The following is a 17,186-nucleotide window of genomic DNA, read 5'->3' on the forward strand; positions in this document are numbered from 1 at the left end:
GTGACCAACTTCTATCTGGTACGTGACTCCTACCGCGAGTTCCAGGGCACTCGCATCGAACTGCAAAGTCTCGACCTGTTGGGCAGCAGCCTGACGTTGCGGCGCGATCTGGAAACCCTGAACAACCTGGTGCAGATCGATGTCAGCCTCGGCCAGTCCGGCAAGGCCAGCAATGTCGAATCGAAAATCAGCGCCCTTGAGCAGAATATTCTGACTCGCCTGCAAGGGCTGACGGCAATGACCAGCGACCCGGAGCAGGTCGCGGTGTTTGATGGCAAACGCGATGAAATGATCGCCGCGTTCAAGGCCCAGCAAACGGAAAACTCCCTGCAAAGCAAAAGTGCCCTGATTGGCAAACTGGTCGGCAGCGCGCAGATTTTCAGCCAGCTCATCACCAGCCAGGCCGGCCTCAGTCGCGACAATCAGAGCGACATGCGCCAGTTGAGCGAGCTGGTCACCCTCGTCACGCCACGTGTCACCCAGATCCTGGGCGAAGGTCGGGCAATGGGTTCCTATTCGTTGGGGCAGGGTTTCATCAACTCGGCTTCGAGTACCCGTTTCGATGAATTGCTGGCGCAGATTGAAAAGCTCCAGGCCGAGTATGGCCTGAAACTGCAGGATGCCCTGGGTTCCAGCAAAGCCGCACGCGATACCTTGGCCGCTCAGGCCGATAGCAGCCGGGCATCCTTGAAGAAAGCCAGCGAGCTGTTTGAAGAACAAGTGGTCATGGCCGATACCCTCGACGCGCCGTGGCAGGGCTTTTACGATCAGGTCAGCGCCCTGATGGACCAGACCTACCAACTCAACGAGGCGACCCTGAAGTATATGGGCCCGCAGTTGCAGCAACGCCTGGGCCAGAACCGTACGCACATGGTCTTGCAGGCCGTGGCGTTGTCAGTCGTATTTGTATTGATCTTTTATCTCTACGGCGCTTTCTATGTCTCGACCCGCACCACGCTCAAGCGCCTGGGGGCGGTGATGGACAAGGTGGCGGCCGGCGACATGACCGTGACCTTCAGCGCCCACAGCCGCGATGAACTGGGGGAGCTGGGCGAGGTGTTCAACGGCACGGTGAAAAAAATCCATGACCTGATCGAGCGGGTGGGGCAGACCGTCAGCGAAGTCGAGCGTCAGGCCGGGCAAGTGGAAAATGTTTCCGCGCAAAGCAACCAGGCCGTCGCCGGGCAGCGCACGCAAATCGAGCAAGTGGCCGCGGCGATGAACCAGATGTCGGCCACTTCCCAGGAGGTCGCGCGCAGTGCCGCCGCGGCGGTGAGCAGTGCCCACAGTGTCAACGACGAAACCATCAGTGGTCGCGGCTTGGTGGAGTCGCAGCAAGGCAGCATTGCCGCGCTGGCCAGCGAGATCGATCAATCGGTGCGGGTGATCAATCAACTGGCCAACGACAGCCAGTCCATCAGCCGCGTGCTCGACGTGATCAAGAGCATCGCCGAGCAGACCAACCTGCTGGCGCTCAATGCCGCCATCGAGGCCGCACGGGCCGGTGAGCAGGGCCGTGGTTTCGCCGTGGTAGCCGATGAAGTCCGGACCCTGGCCAAACGAACCCAGCAATCGACCGAAGAAATCGAGCAGATGATCGCCAGGCTTCATGGCGGTGTCGGCGCGGCGGTCAAGGCCATGGGCACCAGCCATGAAATGGCCAACGGCACGGTGGGGCAGTCGGAGAAGGTCCAGCGGGCGCTGGAAAACATCCTGGGCGCGGTCGGCATGATCGTCGACCAGAACCAGCAGATTGCCGCCGCCGTGGAGCAACAAACCGCCGTAGCCCACGACATCGACCAGAACATCGTCGAGATCAATCGCGCCGGCGAGCGTACCGCTGAAGGTGCACATCAGACCGAAGATGCCAGCCGGGCGTTGTCGGCCCAGGTCGTGGAGTTGAAACAGTTGATCAGTGCATTCCGGGTCTGAAAGACTGCTCGGGAACCCTGTGTGCGAGCTTGCTCCGGGCGGCGATCCCGCTCCCACGTTTTGGTGTACTGTCGGAAAGTTTCGTAATACTTTTTCCTTTTCCAGGTGAGAATGCTCCTGATTCTTTCCGCGCGCTGGATTTTGGATGTCAATCAAGGAAGAGTGACGCGGCTTACTTCATGGAGGAACTTGGTTATGTCTGTTGCAACATCAGGAGTCCAGGGACGCTGTGCGCATTGTCAGCGCACATTGCGGCTTCAACCCTGGCAGCTCAACGCCATTGCGATCAATGAGGCGTTTGCCTGTGCCCACTGCCAGAAACACGTTCAGTTACGTTGTCCGGAACAGTTCAGGCGCTTCAAGTCGCTCGACTCTTTTTCGCTGTTGCGCGCCAGCTTGCGGGTGATGGTCTGCACTGCTTTGCTGGTGGCGTTGGTGATGGAGTGGGTGGGAATGCTCAGCGTCATCGAACAGCTGAATGCTTCGCTGATCGTCATATTCGTGTACTTCGCGGTGGTCCGTTATTTCCGCCGGCGCCAGCACCTGACGCTGATCCTGGAAGCCGCCAGGGCTCACGTCGACTGATTACCAGCCGAACACTTCGCAGCTGTTGGCGGTGCTGGCAGCCGCCAGTCGTTCCGGGCTGATCGCCATCCATTGCGCCAGTGCCGTGCAGATCGCCGGCAAGTGTGCCGGACTGTTGCGCTGGCCGGGGAACATGGCAGGGGCCATGTCCGGCGAGTCGGTTTCCAGCACCACCGAATCCAGTGGCAGTCCGCCGAGCACTCGGTGCATGCGCAGCGCCTGCGGCCAGGTCGGGGCGCCGCCAAGGCCGAGTTTGAAACCGAGCTTGATGTATTCCCGCGCTTCTTCCTGGCTGCCGGCGAAGGCGTGGATGATGCCGGCCCGTTTCAGGCGAAACCGTTTGAGCGTGGCAATCACCGCCGCATGGCTACGCCGCACATGGATCAATGCCGGAAGATTGAAATCCACCGCCAGTTGCAATTGCGCCTCGAACAACGCCTGCTGACGGTCGCGGTCCAGGGTTTCGATGAAGTAGTCCAGGCCGATCTCGCCCACCGCACACAGTTGCCGATGGCCGGCCAGACGGGTCAGCCAGTCACCGAGTTCGCTCAGGTGTTGCGGTCGATGATCGTCCAGGTACACCGGGTGCAATCCGAACGCGGCGTGCAGGTCGGGATCACTCTGCACCAGCTCCCAGACCCGCTGCCAGTTGGCCTGATAAACCCCCAGCACCACGATCCGCCGCACCCCCAGGGCGCGGCTTTCGGCCAGCAGCGCCTGACGGTCGGCGTCGAAGTCCGGAAAATCCAGATGGGTGTGGGTGTCGATCAGCTCCACGGTTCAATCCTGGCGAATACGCTGCTTGAACGTGCGCGGGATGGCTTGCACGCCGGGCCGGTAATCCGACTGCTCGATGGCTGCCAGGGCCAGCGCGAGGACCTTGTCTGCGATCAGCTGATGTTGCTGGGCCATGGCGTTGACCGGCAGTGGCAGGAAGTCCAGTAACTGGGTATCGCCGAACGTGCCGAGGCGTAGCGGGCGGTTTCTCAGCGGGAAGTCGTGCAGCGCATCGAACACGCCCTGAAGCAGCACGTAGGAGGTGGTCACCAGGGCATCGGGTAAATGGCCCAGGCGCTGCAGCAACTCGTCCATCAATTGTTTGCCGCACTCGCGACTGAAGGATTCGCCTTCTTCGATCAGCACTTCCCCGTTGAACCCGACGAGGGCCTCTTTGAAGCCAGCGGCACGTTCCCGGCTGATGCTCAGCTCTGGGCGGGCGCCGATCAGCGCGATGTGCCTGGGCAGCGGTTCCAGCAGGCTGCGGGTCAGTTGCAGGCTGGCCTCGCGGTCGTCGCTGATCACCGAACAGAAATGCTCGGGCTCCATGACCCGGTCGATGGCGATGATCGGAAGGCCCTTGGCCTGCAATTGGCGATAGCTGTCGTCGCCGGTCGGCAGGCAACTGGCAACGATCAGTGCGTCGCAGCGCCGGGCGCGGAACAGTTGCAGCAATTGCCGTTCGCTGTCCGGTGCATCGTCGGAACTGGCGATCAGCAACTGATAGCCCCGGGCTCGCGCACCTTGTTCCAGCAATTTGGCGATTCGCGCGTAACTGGGGTTTTCCAGATCCGGCAGAATGAACCCCAATGTGCGCGTGTGTCGGCTGCGCAAGCCAGCGGCCTGTGGGTTAGGCGTGAAGCCATGCAGTTCGACGACTGCGCGCACGCGTTCGACGGTGGCGCTGCTGATGCGCTGTTGTTCGGCCTTGCCATTGATGACATAGCTGGCGGTGGTGACGGACACACCGGCCAACTGGGCGATATCACTGAGTTTCAACCCGCTGTTTCCTTGTTTTTTCGAGATTGCCTCGACATTTTCGTCAATCCTAACCGATTAAGGCAGGCGACCATTGTCGCAACGCATCCGACAAGTTGAGCTTCAAGGATGGGACATTATCGAGTAACGTGCCATTCATTCTAGATTAAACGTTTCAGCAAGCGTATTTTCTACGTTAGAGGCGCCTTTGGCCGGTTCTGCCGTGAAACCGCCAAAATGACGACCAATCGTCTGAGCTGGCTCATTCAAAACAATACCTGGCGTCCCAAGGCGCCAAAAAGGAGAACACATGCTCGAGCTCACTGTAGAGCAGATTTCCATGGGCCAGTCGGCTGTGGATAAATCCGCAGCGCTGCAATTGCTGGCCCGGCATCTGGTCGCCGACGGCCTGGTTGCCGAGGGCTATCTCGCCGGTTTGCAGGCGCGGGAGGCCCAAGGCTCGACCTTTCTCGGTCAAGGTATTGCCATCCCCCACGGTACGCCCGAAACCCGCGACCTGGTGTTCACCACCGGTGTGCGCCTGATGCAGTTCCCCGATGGCGTGGACTGGGGCGATGGTCATATCGTTTACCTGGCGATCGGTATCGCCGCCAAATCCGATGAACACCTGCGCCTGTTGCAATTGCTGACCCGCGCCCTCGGCGAGACGGATCTGGGCCAGGCCCTGCGTCGCGCCGGTTCCGCCGAAGCATTGCTGAAGTTGCTGCAAGGCGCGCCGCAGGAGCTGGCGCTGGATGCGCAGATGATCGGCCTGGGTGTGGCGGCCGAAGATTTCGAAGAGCTGGTCTGGCGCGGCGCACGTCTGTTGCGGCAGGCCGACTGCGTGAGCAACGGTTTCTCCGCCGTGCTGCAGCAGGTTGAAGCGCTGCCCCTGGGCGATGGCCTGTGGTGGTTGCACAGCGAGCAAACGGTGAAGCGCCCTGGCCTTGCCTTCGTCACCCCGGACAAACCGCTGCGCTATCTCGGCCAGCCACTCAATGGACTGTTCTGCCTGGCCAGCCTTGGTGAGGCCCATCAAGCGCTGCTCGAACGCCTGTGCGCGTTGTTGATCGAAGGGCGTGGCCATGAGTTGGGACGCGCCACCAGCAGCCGCAAAGTCCTCGAAGTGCTCGGTGGTGAAGTGCCCGCCGACTGGCCCAGCGCGCGAATTGCATTGGCCAACGCCCACGGTTTGCATGCGCGGCCGGCGAAAATCCTCGCGCAACTGGCAAAGAGTTTTGAAGGTGACATCCGCGTGCGCATTGTCGATGGTCACGACAGCGCGGTGTCGGTAAAGAGTTTGAGCAAGTTGCTCAGCCTCGGCGCCCGTCGGGGACAGGTTCTGGAAATCATTGCCGAACCGGGCATCGCGGCTGATGCGTTGCCGGCCTTGTTGGCCGCCATCGAAGAAGGCCTCGGTGAGGAAGTCGAGCCGCTGCCGCCAGTAAGCCAGGCACGCGAAGTCGTTGCCGATATGGCCGAAGTGGTCCTCGCCCCGGTGTCAGGCAGCGTGGTCCAGGCGATTGCCGCCGCCCCGGGGATTGCCATCGGCCCGGCGCATATTCAAGTGCTGCAAACCATCGATTACCCGTTGCGCGGCGAGTCCGCCGGCATCGAGCGTGAGCGTCTCCAGCACGCCCTGGCGCAGGTGCGTCGTGACATTCAGGGCCTGATCGAGCGCAGCAAGAGCAAAGCCATCCGCGAAATCTTCATCACCCACCAAGAGATGCTCGACGACCCGGAACTGACCGATGAGGTCGATGCGCGCCTCAAGCAGGGCGAAAGCGCCCAGGCGGCGTGGATGGCTGTGATTGAGGCGGCGGCCCGGCAGCAGGAAGCGTTGCAGGATGCCTTGCTGGCCGAGCGCGCAGCCGACTTGCGCGACATCGGGCGCCGGGTGCTGATGCAGCTCAGTGGCATCGAAACCCCGAGCGAACCAGATCAACCGTACATTCTGGTGATGGACGAGGTTGGCCCGTCCGACGTCGCGCGTCTGGATCCGGCTCGCGTGGCCGGGATTCTCACCGCCCGGGGTGGCGCTACGGCGCACAGTGCGATTGTTGCCCGGGCCTTGGGCATTCCGGCACTGGTCGGCGCCGGCCCCGGCGTGTTGCTGCTGGCGCCGGGTACGCCATTGCTGCTCGATGGCCAGCGGGGTCGCCTGCATGTGGACGCCGACGCGGCGACCTTGCAGCGCGCCACCGCCGAGCGCGATACCCGCGAGCAACGCTTGAAGGCGGCTGCTGAACGGCGCCATCAACCGGCGCTGACCACCGATGGCCACGCCGTAGAAGTGTTCGCCAACATTGGTGAAAGCGCTGGCGTGACCGGCGCGGTGGAGCAGGGCGCCGAAGGCATTGGCCTGTTGCGCACCGAACTGATTTTCATGGCCCACTCGCAAGCGCCCGACGAAGCGACCCAGGAAGTCGAGTACCGCCGCGTCCTCGACGGTCTGGCCGGGCGGCCGCTGGTGGTGCGCACTCTCGATGTCGGTGGCGACAAACCGCTGCCGTACTGGCCGATTGCGAAGGAAGAAAACCCCTTCCTCGGCGTGCGTGGCATTCGCCTGACCTTGCAGCGCCCGCAGATCATGGAAGCGCAATTGCGCGCCTTGCTGCGGGCGGCCGACAACCGGCCGCTGCGGATCATGTTCCCGATGGTGGGCAGTGTTGACGAGTGGCGCCAGGCCCGTGACATGACCGAACGTCTGCGCCAGGAAATCCCGGTCGCCGACCTGCAACTGGGGATCATGATCGAAGTGCCATCGGCGGCATTGCTGGCGCCGGTGCTGGCCAAAGAGGTCGACTTTTTCAGTGTCGGTACCAACGACCTGACCCAATACACCCTGGCCATCGACCGTGGCCATCCGACGCTGTCGGCCCAGGCCGATGGTTTGCATCCGGCGGTGCTGCAACTGATCGACATCACCGTGCGCGCGGCCCATGCTCACGGTAAGTGGGTCGGTGTGTGCGGTGAGCTGGCGGCCGACCCGCTGGCGGTGCCGGTGCTGGTCGGCCTCGGGGTGGATGAACTCAGCGTCGGGGCACGCAGCATTGCCGAGGTCAAGGCGCGGATTCGCGAACTAGACTTCACTCAGACTCAAACCCTTGCCCGACAGGCCCTGGCCGTGGGCAGCGCCAATGAAGTGCGCGCATTAGTGGAGGCCCTGTAATGGCCCGGATACTTACCTTGACCCTTAACCCGGCGCTGGACCTGACCGTCCAGTTGCCGCGCCTTGAAGCCGGCCAGGTCAACCGCAGCGAGGTGATGCACACCCACGCCGCCGGTAAAGGCGTGAACGTGGCGCAAGTGTTGGCGGACCTCGGTCACCAGCTGACCGTCAGTGGCTTTCTCGGTGAGGACAACCTGCAAGCGTTCGAAACATTGTTCGCCAACCGCGGTTTTGTCGATGCCTTCATCCGCGTTCCGGGTGAAACCCGCAGCAATATCAAACTGGCGGAAAGCGACGGCCGCATCACCGACATCAACGGGCCGGGGCCGCAGGTCAGCGAAGCGGCGCAGCAGGCCTTGATGGATCGACTGGAGCAGATTGCCCCGGGCCATGATGCGGTGGTGGTTGCCGGCAGTTTGCCGTTGGGCGTCAGTGCGCAGTGGTTGCAGGCGTTGATTTTGCGCTTGAAGAAGTTGGGCTTGAACGTCGCCCTCGACACCAGCGGCGAGGCGTTGCGTGCAGCGCTGAAAGCGGGACCGTGGCTCATCAAACCCAACACTGAAGAGCTGGCCGAAGTATTGGATTGCGAGGTCGTCTCGGTCAGTGCCCAGGCCTTGGCGGCGGAGCGCTTGCACGCCCAGGGCATCGAGCATGTGGTGATTTCCCATGGTGCCGAGGGTGTGAACTGGTTCAGCGTCGGTTCGGCACTGCATGCCACTCCGCCCAGGGTCTGTGTCGCCAGTACGGTGGGCGCGGGCGACTCATTGCTGGCGGGGATGCTCCACGGTTTGCTCAGTGCCGATACGCCGGAGCAGACCTTGCGCACCGCCACGGCGATTGCCGCGATGGCAGTGACCCAGATCGGATTCGGCATTGGCGATGCAGCGCAACTGGCGCAGCTCGAACAGGGTGTGCGCGTGCGTCCCCTGACAGAACAATAAGAGGGTTTGTCATGAAGTTAGCCATCGTTACGGCCTGCCCGAACGGCATGGTCACCAGTGTGCTGTGTGCCCGGTTGCTCGATGCCGCGGCCCAGCGTCAGGGCTGGAGCACCAGTGTCGAAATCACCGATACCGCGCATCCCGAAAAGCAACTGTCGGCGGCCACCCTCGACGCGGCCGAGTGGGTGCTGCTGGTGACCAGCGCACCAGTGGACATGTCGCGGTTTGTTGGCAAGCGAGTGTTCCAGAGCACCCCGGCCCAGGCCCTGCAAGACGTGGAAGCCGTGCTGCGGCGTGGAGCGCAGGAAGCACAGGTTTACGCCGCTGACGAAGCCGTCGTCGAACCTGTGACGGTACCTCAAAACACGCCGCGACTGGTGGCCGTCACCGCGTGCCCGACCGGCGTCGCTCATACGTTCATGGCCGCTGAGGCCTTGCAGCAAGCGGCCAAACGCCTGGGCTATGACCTGCAGGTGGAAACCCAGGGCTCGGTCGGTGCGCGCAATCCACTGAGCGCAGCGGCGATTGCCGAGGCCGATGTGGTGTTGCTGGCGGCCGATATCGAAGTCGCCACCGAGCGCTTTGCCGGCAAGAAAATCTATCGCTGTGGCACCGGCATTGCCCTCAAGCAAGCCGAAGCGACTTTGAAAAAGGCCTTGGCCGAAGGCCGGCAGGAAAGCGCATCAGGCGCTGCCAAAACAACGGTCAAACAGGAGAAAACCGGTGTCTATAAACACCTGCTGACCGGCGTGTCGTTCATGTTGCCGATGGTGGTGGCCGGCGGCTTGATGATCGCCTTGTCGTTCGTGTTCGGCATCACCGCATTCAAGGAGCAGGGCACGCTGGCGGCGGCGTTGATGCAGATCGGTGGCGACACTGCATTCAAGCTGATGGTGCCGCTGCTGGCAGGCTATATCGCCTATTCCATCGCCGACCGTCCGGGCCTCGCGCCGGGGATGATCGGCGGTCTGTTGGCGAGCACTTTGGGCGCAGGTTTCATCGGCGGGATCATTGCCGGTTTCCTCGCCGGTTATGCGGCCAGGGCGATCAATAAATATGCGCGTTTGCCGCAGAGCCTTGAGGCGCTGAAACCGATCCTGATCATCCCGTTGGTGGCGAGTCTGTTCACCGGCCTGGTGATGATCTACGTGGTCGGCAAACCTGTGGCCGGCATGCTCGCCGGCCTCACGCATTTCCTCGACAGCATGGGCACCACCAACGCGATCCTGCTGGGTGTGTTGCTGGGCGGCATGATGTGCGTCGACCTCGGCGGGCCGATCAACAAGGCGGCCTATGCGTTCTCGGTGGGGTTGCTGGCGTCGCAGAGTTACGCGCCGATGGCGGCGACCATGGCCGCCGGCATGGTGCCGCCGATTGGCCTGGGCATCGCCACGTTCATTGCCCGGCGCAAGTTCGCCCAGGCCGAACGCGAGGCCGGTAAAGCGGCGCTGGTGCTGGGGCTGTGCTTCATTTCCGAAGGGGCGATTCCGTTTGCCGCGAAAGATCCGTTGCGGGTGATTCCGGCGAGCATCGCCGGCGGTGCGTTGACTGGTGCGCTGTCGATGTATTTCGGCTGCAAACTGATGGCGCCCCACGGTGGGTTGTTCGTGCTGGCGATCCCGAATGCGATCAACCATGCGCTGCTTTACTTGTTGGCGATTGTGGCAGGGAGTCTGTTGACGGCGGTGGCGTATGCGCTGGTCAAGCGGCCGGAGACGGTGGAGTTGGCGGTAGAACCCGTCACCGCCTGACACCTGTCCCCTGTGGTGTTGGCGGGATCTGTGTCATGCCAGGGTCAAAGGTCCATGCTTTAGTTTTTCCTTTTTCAAGGAGAACACCATGAGCGATTTCAACCTCGGGCGCCGTCGTGTCATGCAAGCGGTCGGCGCCGGATTGTTGTTGCCAGGGCTGGTGCCGGCGGTGATTGCTTCGGTCAAGGACCGGCCGCAACTCACCGACGGCGTGCAGTCCGGCGACCTGCTGGGCGACCGGGCGATCATCTGGAGCCGCTGCGATCGCCCCGCGCGGATGGTGGTGGAGTGGGACACCCGCAGCCTGTTTTCCAACCCTCGACGTTTCGTCTCGCCCCTGGCCGATGCGCGCACCGATTTCACCGCTCGGGTCGAACTCAGCGGGCTGCCCGCCGACCAGGCGATTTTCTATCGCGTGCAGTTTGAGGACGCCCAGAGCGGCGTTGCCAGCGAGCCCTGGTTCGGTCACTTGCGCAGCGTGCCGCAGACCCGGCGCGACCTCCGTTTTGTCTGGAGCGGCGACTCCGCCGGCCAGGGCTTCGGCATCAACCCGGACTTTGGCGGCATGCGCATCTACGAGGCGATGCGCCGGCGGCTGCCGGACTTCTTTATCCACAGCGGCGACATCATTTACGCCGATATCCCGATCCGGGCGCAGCTCACCACAGAAGGCGGCCGGGTATGGCGCAACATCACCACCGAGGCCAAGAGCAAAGGCGCCGAGACCCTCGATGAGTACCGTGGTAATTACCGCTACAACCTGATGGACGAAAACATCCGTCGCTTCAACGCCGAGGTCCCGCAGATCTGGCAGTGGGACGACCACGAAGTGGTGGACAACTGGTCGCCCGGCAAGCAGCTGGGTGCGCGTTACCAGAGCAAAGATATCCACAGTCTGGTGGACCGCGCACGCCAGGCCTGGCTCGAATACGCGCCGATGCGCTGGCAGAGCGCCGATGGCGGCGGGCGCATCTATCGCAAGCTCGGTTACGGGCCCATGCTCGATGTGTTCGTGGTGGACATGCGCAGTTATCGCGGGGCCAATGACGACAATCTGGGCGAGGCCAAGCCATTCCTCGGTCGTGAGCAACTGGACTGGCTCAAGCGCGAAATGCAGGCCTCGAATGCGCAATGGAAAGTGATCGCCGCCGATATGCCCATCGGCCTCGGCGAAGGGGACGGCGAAGTCAGCCCCGGTGTCATGAGGTGGGACGCGGTGGCCAACGGTGACCCCGGCCCGGCCCAGGGCCGCGAACTGGAAATCGCCGAATTGCTCGGCTTTCTGCGGGCGCAGCAGGTGCGCAATTTCCTGTTCCTGACCGCGGATGTGCATTACTGCGCGGCCCATCATTACCACCCGGATCGGGCGGCGTTTCAGGATTTCGAACCGTTCTGGGAGTTCGTCGCCGGGCCTTTGAATGCCGGCAGCTACGGGCCGAATCCGCTGGATAAAACCTTTGGTCCTGAAGCGGTGTTCGAAAAGGCCCCACCGGCGCAGAACCTCTCGCCGTTTGCCGGGTTTCAGTTTTTTGGCGAGGTGAACATCGATGGGCAGAGCGGGGAGTTGAGCGTGGTGTTGCGCGATCTGGATGGTGTGTCGGTGTTTGAGCAGAAGTTGCAGCCGGTCTGATCGCTGGACACAAAGCCCCCGTGGGAGCGAGCTTGCTCGCGATGGCGGTCTGACAACCAACAGATTTGTTGAATGTAAAACAGTCATTGCGAGCAAGCTCGCTCCCACAGGGAATTCAGTGAATCAGTACACGTCGCGGCGGTAGCGGCCCTGTTCGATCAGGCGCTCCACTTCGGCGGCGCCCAACACCTCGTTGAGCACCTGGTCCACGCCTGAAGCCATGCCTTGAAGGCTGCCGCAGATGTAGATCACCGCACCGTCCGCCAGCCACTTCTTGAGCTCGGCTGCCGATTCGCGCAGGCGATCCTGTACGTAAACCTTTTCGGCCTGGTCGCGGGAAAACGCCAGGTCGAGGCGCGCCAGATCACCATTGATCAGCCACTCCTCCAGCTCCTTTCGGCACAGGTAATCGTGTTCGCGATTGCGCTCGCCAAACAGCAGCCAGTGACGTTGCTGACCGTCGGCAATCCGGGCCTTGAGGAGGCTGCGCAACCCGGCCAGCCCCGTGCCGTTGCCCAGCAGGATCATCGGCACCGGCTGCGCCGGCAGATGGAAACCGCTATTGCGCCGCACTCGCAGGCTGATGGAACTGCCTACGGGCGCGTGCTCGGTCAGCCAACCGGAGCCGACGCCGAGGTTGCCGTCGGCATGCACTTCCTGGCGCACGATCAATTCCAGCACGCCATCGGCCGGGATCGACGCAATGGAATACTCGCGCATGGCCAACGGCACGAGGGCCTCTGCCAACGCTTGGGCGTGCAGGCCGACCAGATGGGCGCGGTTCTCCGGCAACTGGCGGCTGGCCAGGGCCTGTTCGAGGGTTTCCTCCAGGCCGTTGAGTTGCACCCTGGTTTCACCGTGAATGCCCAGGCCGTCGAGGAAATGCTCGATGGCCCACGGGCAATTGCGCGGCAACACTTCCACCAGGTCGCCCGCCAGCCAGCTGCTGGTGGAAGGAGGCTTGAGGCCCAACAAGTACACCGGCGAGCCACTGCTGTCCGGGTTGAGCAGTTCACGACGCAGCAGGGTCCAGTTGTCGTAGTTGGGTGCTTGCCAGGTATCCACGGGGGCCTGACCGGTCAACAGGCCCAGTTGCTGTTGCCAGTGACGCAAGGCGTAAGGGTCACCGCTGTCGACCTCCACCGGGGCGAACAGGGTCTTTGCGCCATGTTCACCCAACCAGGCGTGCAGGCGTTTGGCGAAACCGCAGAAGTGTTGATACTGCCGGTCGCCCAACCCAAGGACGGCATAATTCAGGCGTCCCAGGCTCGGTGCCCGGCCCAGTACCTTGCGCTCGAAACCGCGGGCGCTGTCCGGTGCTTCGCCGTCGCCGAAGGTGCTGATGACGAACAAGGCATTGTTCGATTCATGCAAGTCCTGCTCGCTGACGTCCGCCAATGGTTGCACTTTTACCGGCAAGCCTGCGGCCTGCAATTGACCGGCGGTCTGCCATGCCAACTGCTCGGCAAAACCACTTTGGCTGGCGAAGCCGATCAGCCACGCCGGCGCATCGCTGGCGGTTTGCACGAGGTCTTTGCGCGCATCCTTGATCTGGCGTTTTTTGCGCCGACGATCCAGGTACAGCATCCAGCCGGTGACGAAGAACAGCGGCATGGTCAACGCGGTGAGGGTCAGGATGATGCGCCCGACGATGCCGAAGTAACTGCCGACGTGCAGCGCATAGATGCTGGTCAGCAGTTGCGCCTTGAGGCTCTTGTCGCTGTAGCGATCAACCCGTTTGACCACACCGGTGGCCGGGTCGAGGGTGATCTGGTTGAGGGCGCGGTCGTGAGGCGAAGTTTTCAGCAGGAAGTACACGGTCGCTGGTTGGCCGGCCACGGACGGCATGCGCACATTATAGGAACTGAGTTGCGGACCGGCCGCGCTGTAGATGCTGCTCCACATCGCCGCGTAATCGGCCGTCGGTGCCGGACCGCTTGGCGCAGGGCCGCGTCCGCCGCGAACGCGTTCGTTCTGCGGTGAGTCGGAGAGCAACCGGGTCAACCCCTTGTTGTACCACTCGTAGGACCAGGACAACCCGGTCAGCGCCGCCAGGAGGTAAAACACCAGGCACCAGGTGCCGGCCACCGAGTGCAGGTCCCAGTTGAAACTGCGACCCTTTTTCTTCCAGTCCAGAGTCAGCCAGGCGCGCCAGCTTCTCCACTGGCGAGGCCAGCGCAGGTACAGGCCGGACAGGCAGAAGAACACCAGGATCAGCGTGCACGCGCCGGTGATCTGCCGACCCGTGTCGCCCATGGCGAGAAAGCGATGTAGTTGCAGCATCAGGCCGAAGAAGTCCTGGCCGGTAGCGTCGCCGAGGAACTCGGCCGTGTATGGATCGAAGTAGCGCATCTCGCCACGGCGTTCACCCGGCGGCGGGGTGAACCACACTTTAGCGGCGTTGCCGCTGTCGGTTTCCACGGTGAGCATCGAGACTTTTTTACCCGACGCGGCTTCGATGTGCTCCACCAGTTCGGCGGGTGGCAGCACACCGGCGACCTGCTTCTCGACCAGCAACACAGAAGGGTTGAGTGTGCTCAGGATTTCATCCTGAAACGACACCGTCGCCCCGGTGATGCCCATCAGGGCCAGGACCAGCCCGGCGCTGATGCCGAAAAACCAGTGCAACTGGAACAGGGTTTTCTTCAACACGTCGCTCGCCTTGTTCGTTCAAATTGATTCATCACGGTGCGCATTATGCCGTGGGGTTGTCGAGACGCATTCTTTTTTACGCACAAAAGCCCCGATCATATGGATGAACGGGGCCCTGCCCAATGTAGGAGCTGGCGAAGCCTGCGATCTTTTGATCTTCGGCGATTCAAATGCCGCCAACATTCAAGATCAAAAGATCGCAGCCTTCGGCAGCTCCTACATTGGCTCGACCTTCACAATTCCATCAGAAGTGGAAGTTGGTGCTCAGCAAGGCGGTACGACCGGCCGCCTGGTTGGCGAAGTGAGTCGAGAACGCCTTGTCGTAGTAGGTTTCGTCGGTCAGGTTCTGCACGTTCAGTTGCAGGTCGACGTTCTTGGTCAGCTTATAGGCCGCCATCGCGTCGTAACGAACGTAGGAATCAACCATGGTGGTGTTGGCGGTACTGCCGAACACGTCATCGACATAGAACGCACCGCCACCGATGGTCAGCCTTGGCGTGACCTGGTAGGTCGTCCACAGGCTGGCGCTGTTTTCCGGCGTGTTAGGTAACTGGTTGCCGTCATTGGCCGCGCCCAATGGGCCACCATCGATTTGTTCGCTGTCCATGTAGGCGTAACCGGCGAACACTTGCCATTTGTCGGTGAGCTTGCCGCTGGCCGACAGTTCGATGCCTTGAACGCGGGTTTTGCCGACGTTTTCGAAGGTGGTGGTGTTGGTCTGCACACGAGCGTTGTCTTTCTCGGTGCGGAAGATATCGGCGGTCAATGCCAGGCGATTGTTCAGCAGATCCCACTTGGTACCGATTTCGTAGTTCTTGGTGGTTTCCGGCTCCATGTCGCTGCTCAGCAGGTTGCCGTTGCGATCCGGCGTGCCACCCAACGGGTTGCCTTCCGAACCTTCGCCCAAGGTGTTGCCCGGTGGCGTGGCAGACGTCGCGTAGGACGCATAGATGCTGCCGTTTTCGGCTGGCTTGTAGACCACGCCGAACTGGCCAGTGACGAATTCGCTGGTGTCCTTGCCTTTGGCTGCGTTGCCTTTGGTCACGACGGTGGCGCCGGAACCGTCAAAGGTACGGTACTGGGTATTGAAATGGTCATACCGCAGGCCCATGTTCACCAGCCACTGCTCGGACAACGTCAGGGTGTCGAACACGTACAGTGCGTAGGTGTCGGCCTTGGTGTTGGTGCCGGCGTAATTACGCGAGATGGCACCGTTCCATGGATCATTCGGGTTCGGGTTGGACAGCGAGGTGCAGTTGAAGCCGCTTGGCGCGCCGATCAGTGTCGGCGAGCAGTTGGTGGTCACCGCTGCTGTTCCCGGGGTGGTGTCCGTGTTGACGTTGTACGAGGACTTTTCGCTTTCCTCGTGGGTGTATTCGACACCGGTGGAGAAGCTGTTCTTGAGCCCGGCAATGTAGACATCGCCAAACAGGTCGGTCTGGTTGGTGGTGGTCTCGGTGTTGCTCACGCGGGTGTTCGCGCGGCGCCAGACGCTGCCGTTGTTGACGTTGCCTTTACTGTCGTCCGGCTGGGTCAGGATGTAATCCTGCATGCTGGTGCCGTGACGCAGGGTGTTCTTGATGGTCAGCGAGTCGCTCAGGTCGTGCTCGATGGCGAAGGTCGCGGTGTCGGTGCGGGTCTTGCGGAAGTCGCGATCGGTCAGACCATAGAAGTTGCTGCTGTCGCCGCCGTCATTCGGCTTGTCCGGATTGGCCTTGGTACGGGCAGTCGAGCCACCGACCGGGATGGAGTACGGAATACCCGAGTCCGGCGTGTCATTGCTTTCGAGGTGGTAGTAGTCGAGGTTGACGCGTGTGTCCGTACCCAGGCCGAAGGCCAGGGACGGTGCAACACCCCAACGGTCGTAGTCGACGCTGTCACGTCCGGCGACGTTGCTCTCGTGGCTCAGCAGGTTCAGACGGCCAGCGGCGGTGTCGGTGAACTGGTAGTTGCCGTCGAAGGTGTAGCGTTGGGTCTGGTCGGAGCCCCAGGTGAAACCACCGTCGAGCGAATCGCCCAGGTGCGCTTTCTTGCTGACCAGGTTGATGCTGCCGCCGGCGGCGCCACGGCCGCCGATCGCGGAGTTCGGGCCTTTGCTGACTTCGATCGATTCAACGGCGAAGATCTCGCGGCTCTGGGAACCGGTATCGCGCACGCCGTCCAGATAGGTGTCGCCCTGGGCGTCAAAGCCGCGGATGAATGGGCGGTCGCCCTGCGGGTTGCCACCTTCACCGGCACCGAAGGTGATGCCCGGAACGGTGCGCAGCGCGTCCTGCAAATTGAGCGAGCCGGTGTCTTTCAAGACTTGTTGCGGAACAACGGTCACCGAGCGCGGTGTGTCGATCAGCGGCGCGGTGTACTTGGGCGAGGAGGCTTTCTCGACGTTGTAGGTCGTCTCGTCCCGGGCTTCGCCGGTGATGGCGGTGGCGCCCAGCGAAATCACTTTGTCCGGTGCTTTTTCGTCGGTTTTTTCCGCCGCGAAAACCATGTGGCCCGCAGAGCCGGCAGTAATCGCCATGCCGATGGCCGATGCGAGCAAACGTGGTGAACTGACCGGTACTTGTGGTTGTTGACGCGACATTTGAATTCCCCTCCCCAAGGATTTGAGGCGGCGGAATATAGGGTAAACACGTATTTGTATCAATTGCGAAATATTGCTATTTGCACTGAATTTACATTCTTTACAATTTACCCTTACGGTTTTTGCTGACTCATTCGTCAGATGGGTTTTACAAGGGCAATAAGAATCAATACCATTGGCACCCCTT

General features: G+C 62.0%; 10 protein-coding genes. 6 read left to right on the forward strand and 4 right to left on the reverse strand.

Annotated features, from left to right (window positions below; genetic code table 11):
- Positions 1 to 1,227 precede the first annotated feature (1,227 nt).
- Positions 1,228 to 1,932, forward strand: a complete 705-nt coding sequence (locus tag AC1D19_RS10835) for a methyl-accepting chemotaxis protein (RefSeq protein ID WP_477759873.1) — start codon at positions 1,228 to 1,230, stop codon at positions 1,930 to 1,932.
- A gap of 195 nt (positions 1,933 to 2,127) precedes the next feature.
- Complete coding sequence (locus AC1D19_RS10840; RefSeq protein WP_477763188.1) at positions 2,128 to 2,517, forward strand: hypothetical protein; 390 nt, start codon at positions 2,128 to 2,130, stop codon at positions 2,515 to 2,517.
- Here the strand turns inward: AC1D19_RS10840 and AC1D19_RS10845 are convergent, their stop codons facing one another.
- Together AC1D19_RS10845 and cra are read right to left on the reverse strand one after the other, a co-directional pair.
- On the reverse strand, positions 2,518 to 3,294 hold the full coding sequence (locus AC1D19_RS10845; RefSeq protein WP_477763189.1) for a TatD family hydrolase: 777 nt from the start codon (positions 3,292 to 3,294) through the stop codon (positions 2,518 to 2,520). It abuts the gene before it with no gap.
- Between the two features lie 3 nt (positions 3,295 to 3,297).
- Positions 3,298 to 4,293, reverse strand: a complete 996-nt coding sequence (cra, locus tag AC1D19_RS10850) for a catabolite repressor/activator (protein WP_477763190.1) — start codon at positions 4,291 to 4,293, stop codon at positions 3,298 to 3,300.
- A 289-nt stretch (positions 4,294 to 4,582) separates the two neighbouring features.
- On the opposite strand from cra, the gene ptsP reads away from it, so the two are divergent.
- From ptsP to AC1D19_RS10870, 4 genes are all read left to right on the forward strand, one after another.
- Positions 4,583 to 7,444, forward strand: a complete 2,862-nt coding sequence (gene ptsP / locus AC1D19_RS10855) for a phosphoenolpyruvate--protein phosphotransferase (protein WP_477763191.1) — start codon at positions 4,583 to 4,585, stop codon at positions 7,442 to 7,444.
- Entirely contained in the window at positions 7,444 to 8,385 is a 942-nt protein-coding gene (pfkB, locus tag AC1D19_RS10860) for a 1-phosphofructokinase (RefSeq protein ID WP_477763192.1), read from the forward strand. The genes ptsP and pfkB overlap by 1 nt, the downstream gene beginning before the upstream one ends.
- Before the next feature lie 11 nt (positions 8,386 to 8,396).
- Positions 8,397 to 10,136 carry a PTS fructose-like transporter subunit IIB gene (locus tag AC1D19_RS10865; protein WP_477763193.1) on the forward strand — a complete coding sequence of 580 codons (1,740 nt, stop codon included), beginning with the start codon at positions 8,397 to 8,399 and terminating at the stop codon, positions 10,134 to 10,136.
- A gap of 88 nt (positions 10,137 to 10,224) precedes the next feature.
- Entirely contained in the window at positions 10,225 to 11,766 is a 1,542-nt protein-coding gene (locus AC1D19_RS10870) for an alkaline phosphatase D family protein (protein ID WP_477763194.1), read from the forward strand.
- 123 nt (positions 11,767 to 11,889) lie between these two features.
- On the opposite strand, the gene AC1D19_RS10875 is transcribed toward AC1D19_RS10870, so the two are convergent.
- Both AC1D19_RS10875 and AC1D19_RS10880 read right to left on the reverse strand, forming a co-directional pair.
- The gene (locus AC1D19_RS10875; RefSeq protein ID WP_477763195.1) at positions 11,890 to 14,418 is read right to left on the reverse strand and encodes a PepSY domain-containing protein; all 2,529 of its coding nucleotides are present in this window, start codon (positions 14,416 to 14,418) and stop codon (positions 11,890 to 11,892) included.
- A gap of 244 nt (positions 14,419 to 14,662) precedes the next feature.
- The gene (locus AC1D19_RS10880; RefSeq protein WP_477763196.1) at positions 14,663 to 16,999 is read right to left on the reverse strand and encodes a TonB-dependent receptor; all 2,337 of its coding nucleotides are present in this window, start codon (positions 16,997 to 16,999) and stop codon (positions 14,663 to 14,665) included.
- Positions 17,000 to 17,186 lie beyond the last annotated feature (187 nt).

This window comes from Pseudomonas sp. P1_C12, from assembly GCF_056406435.1.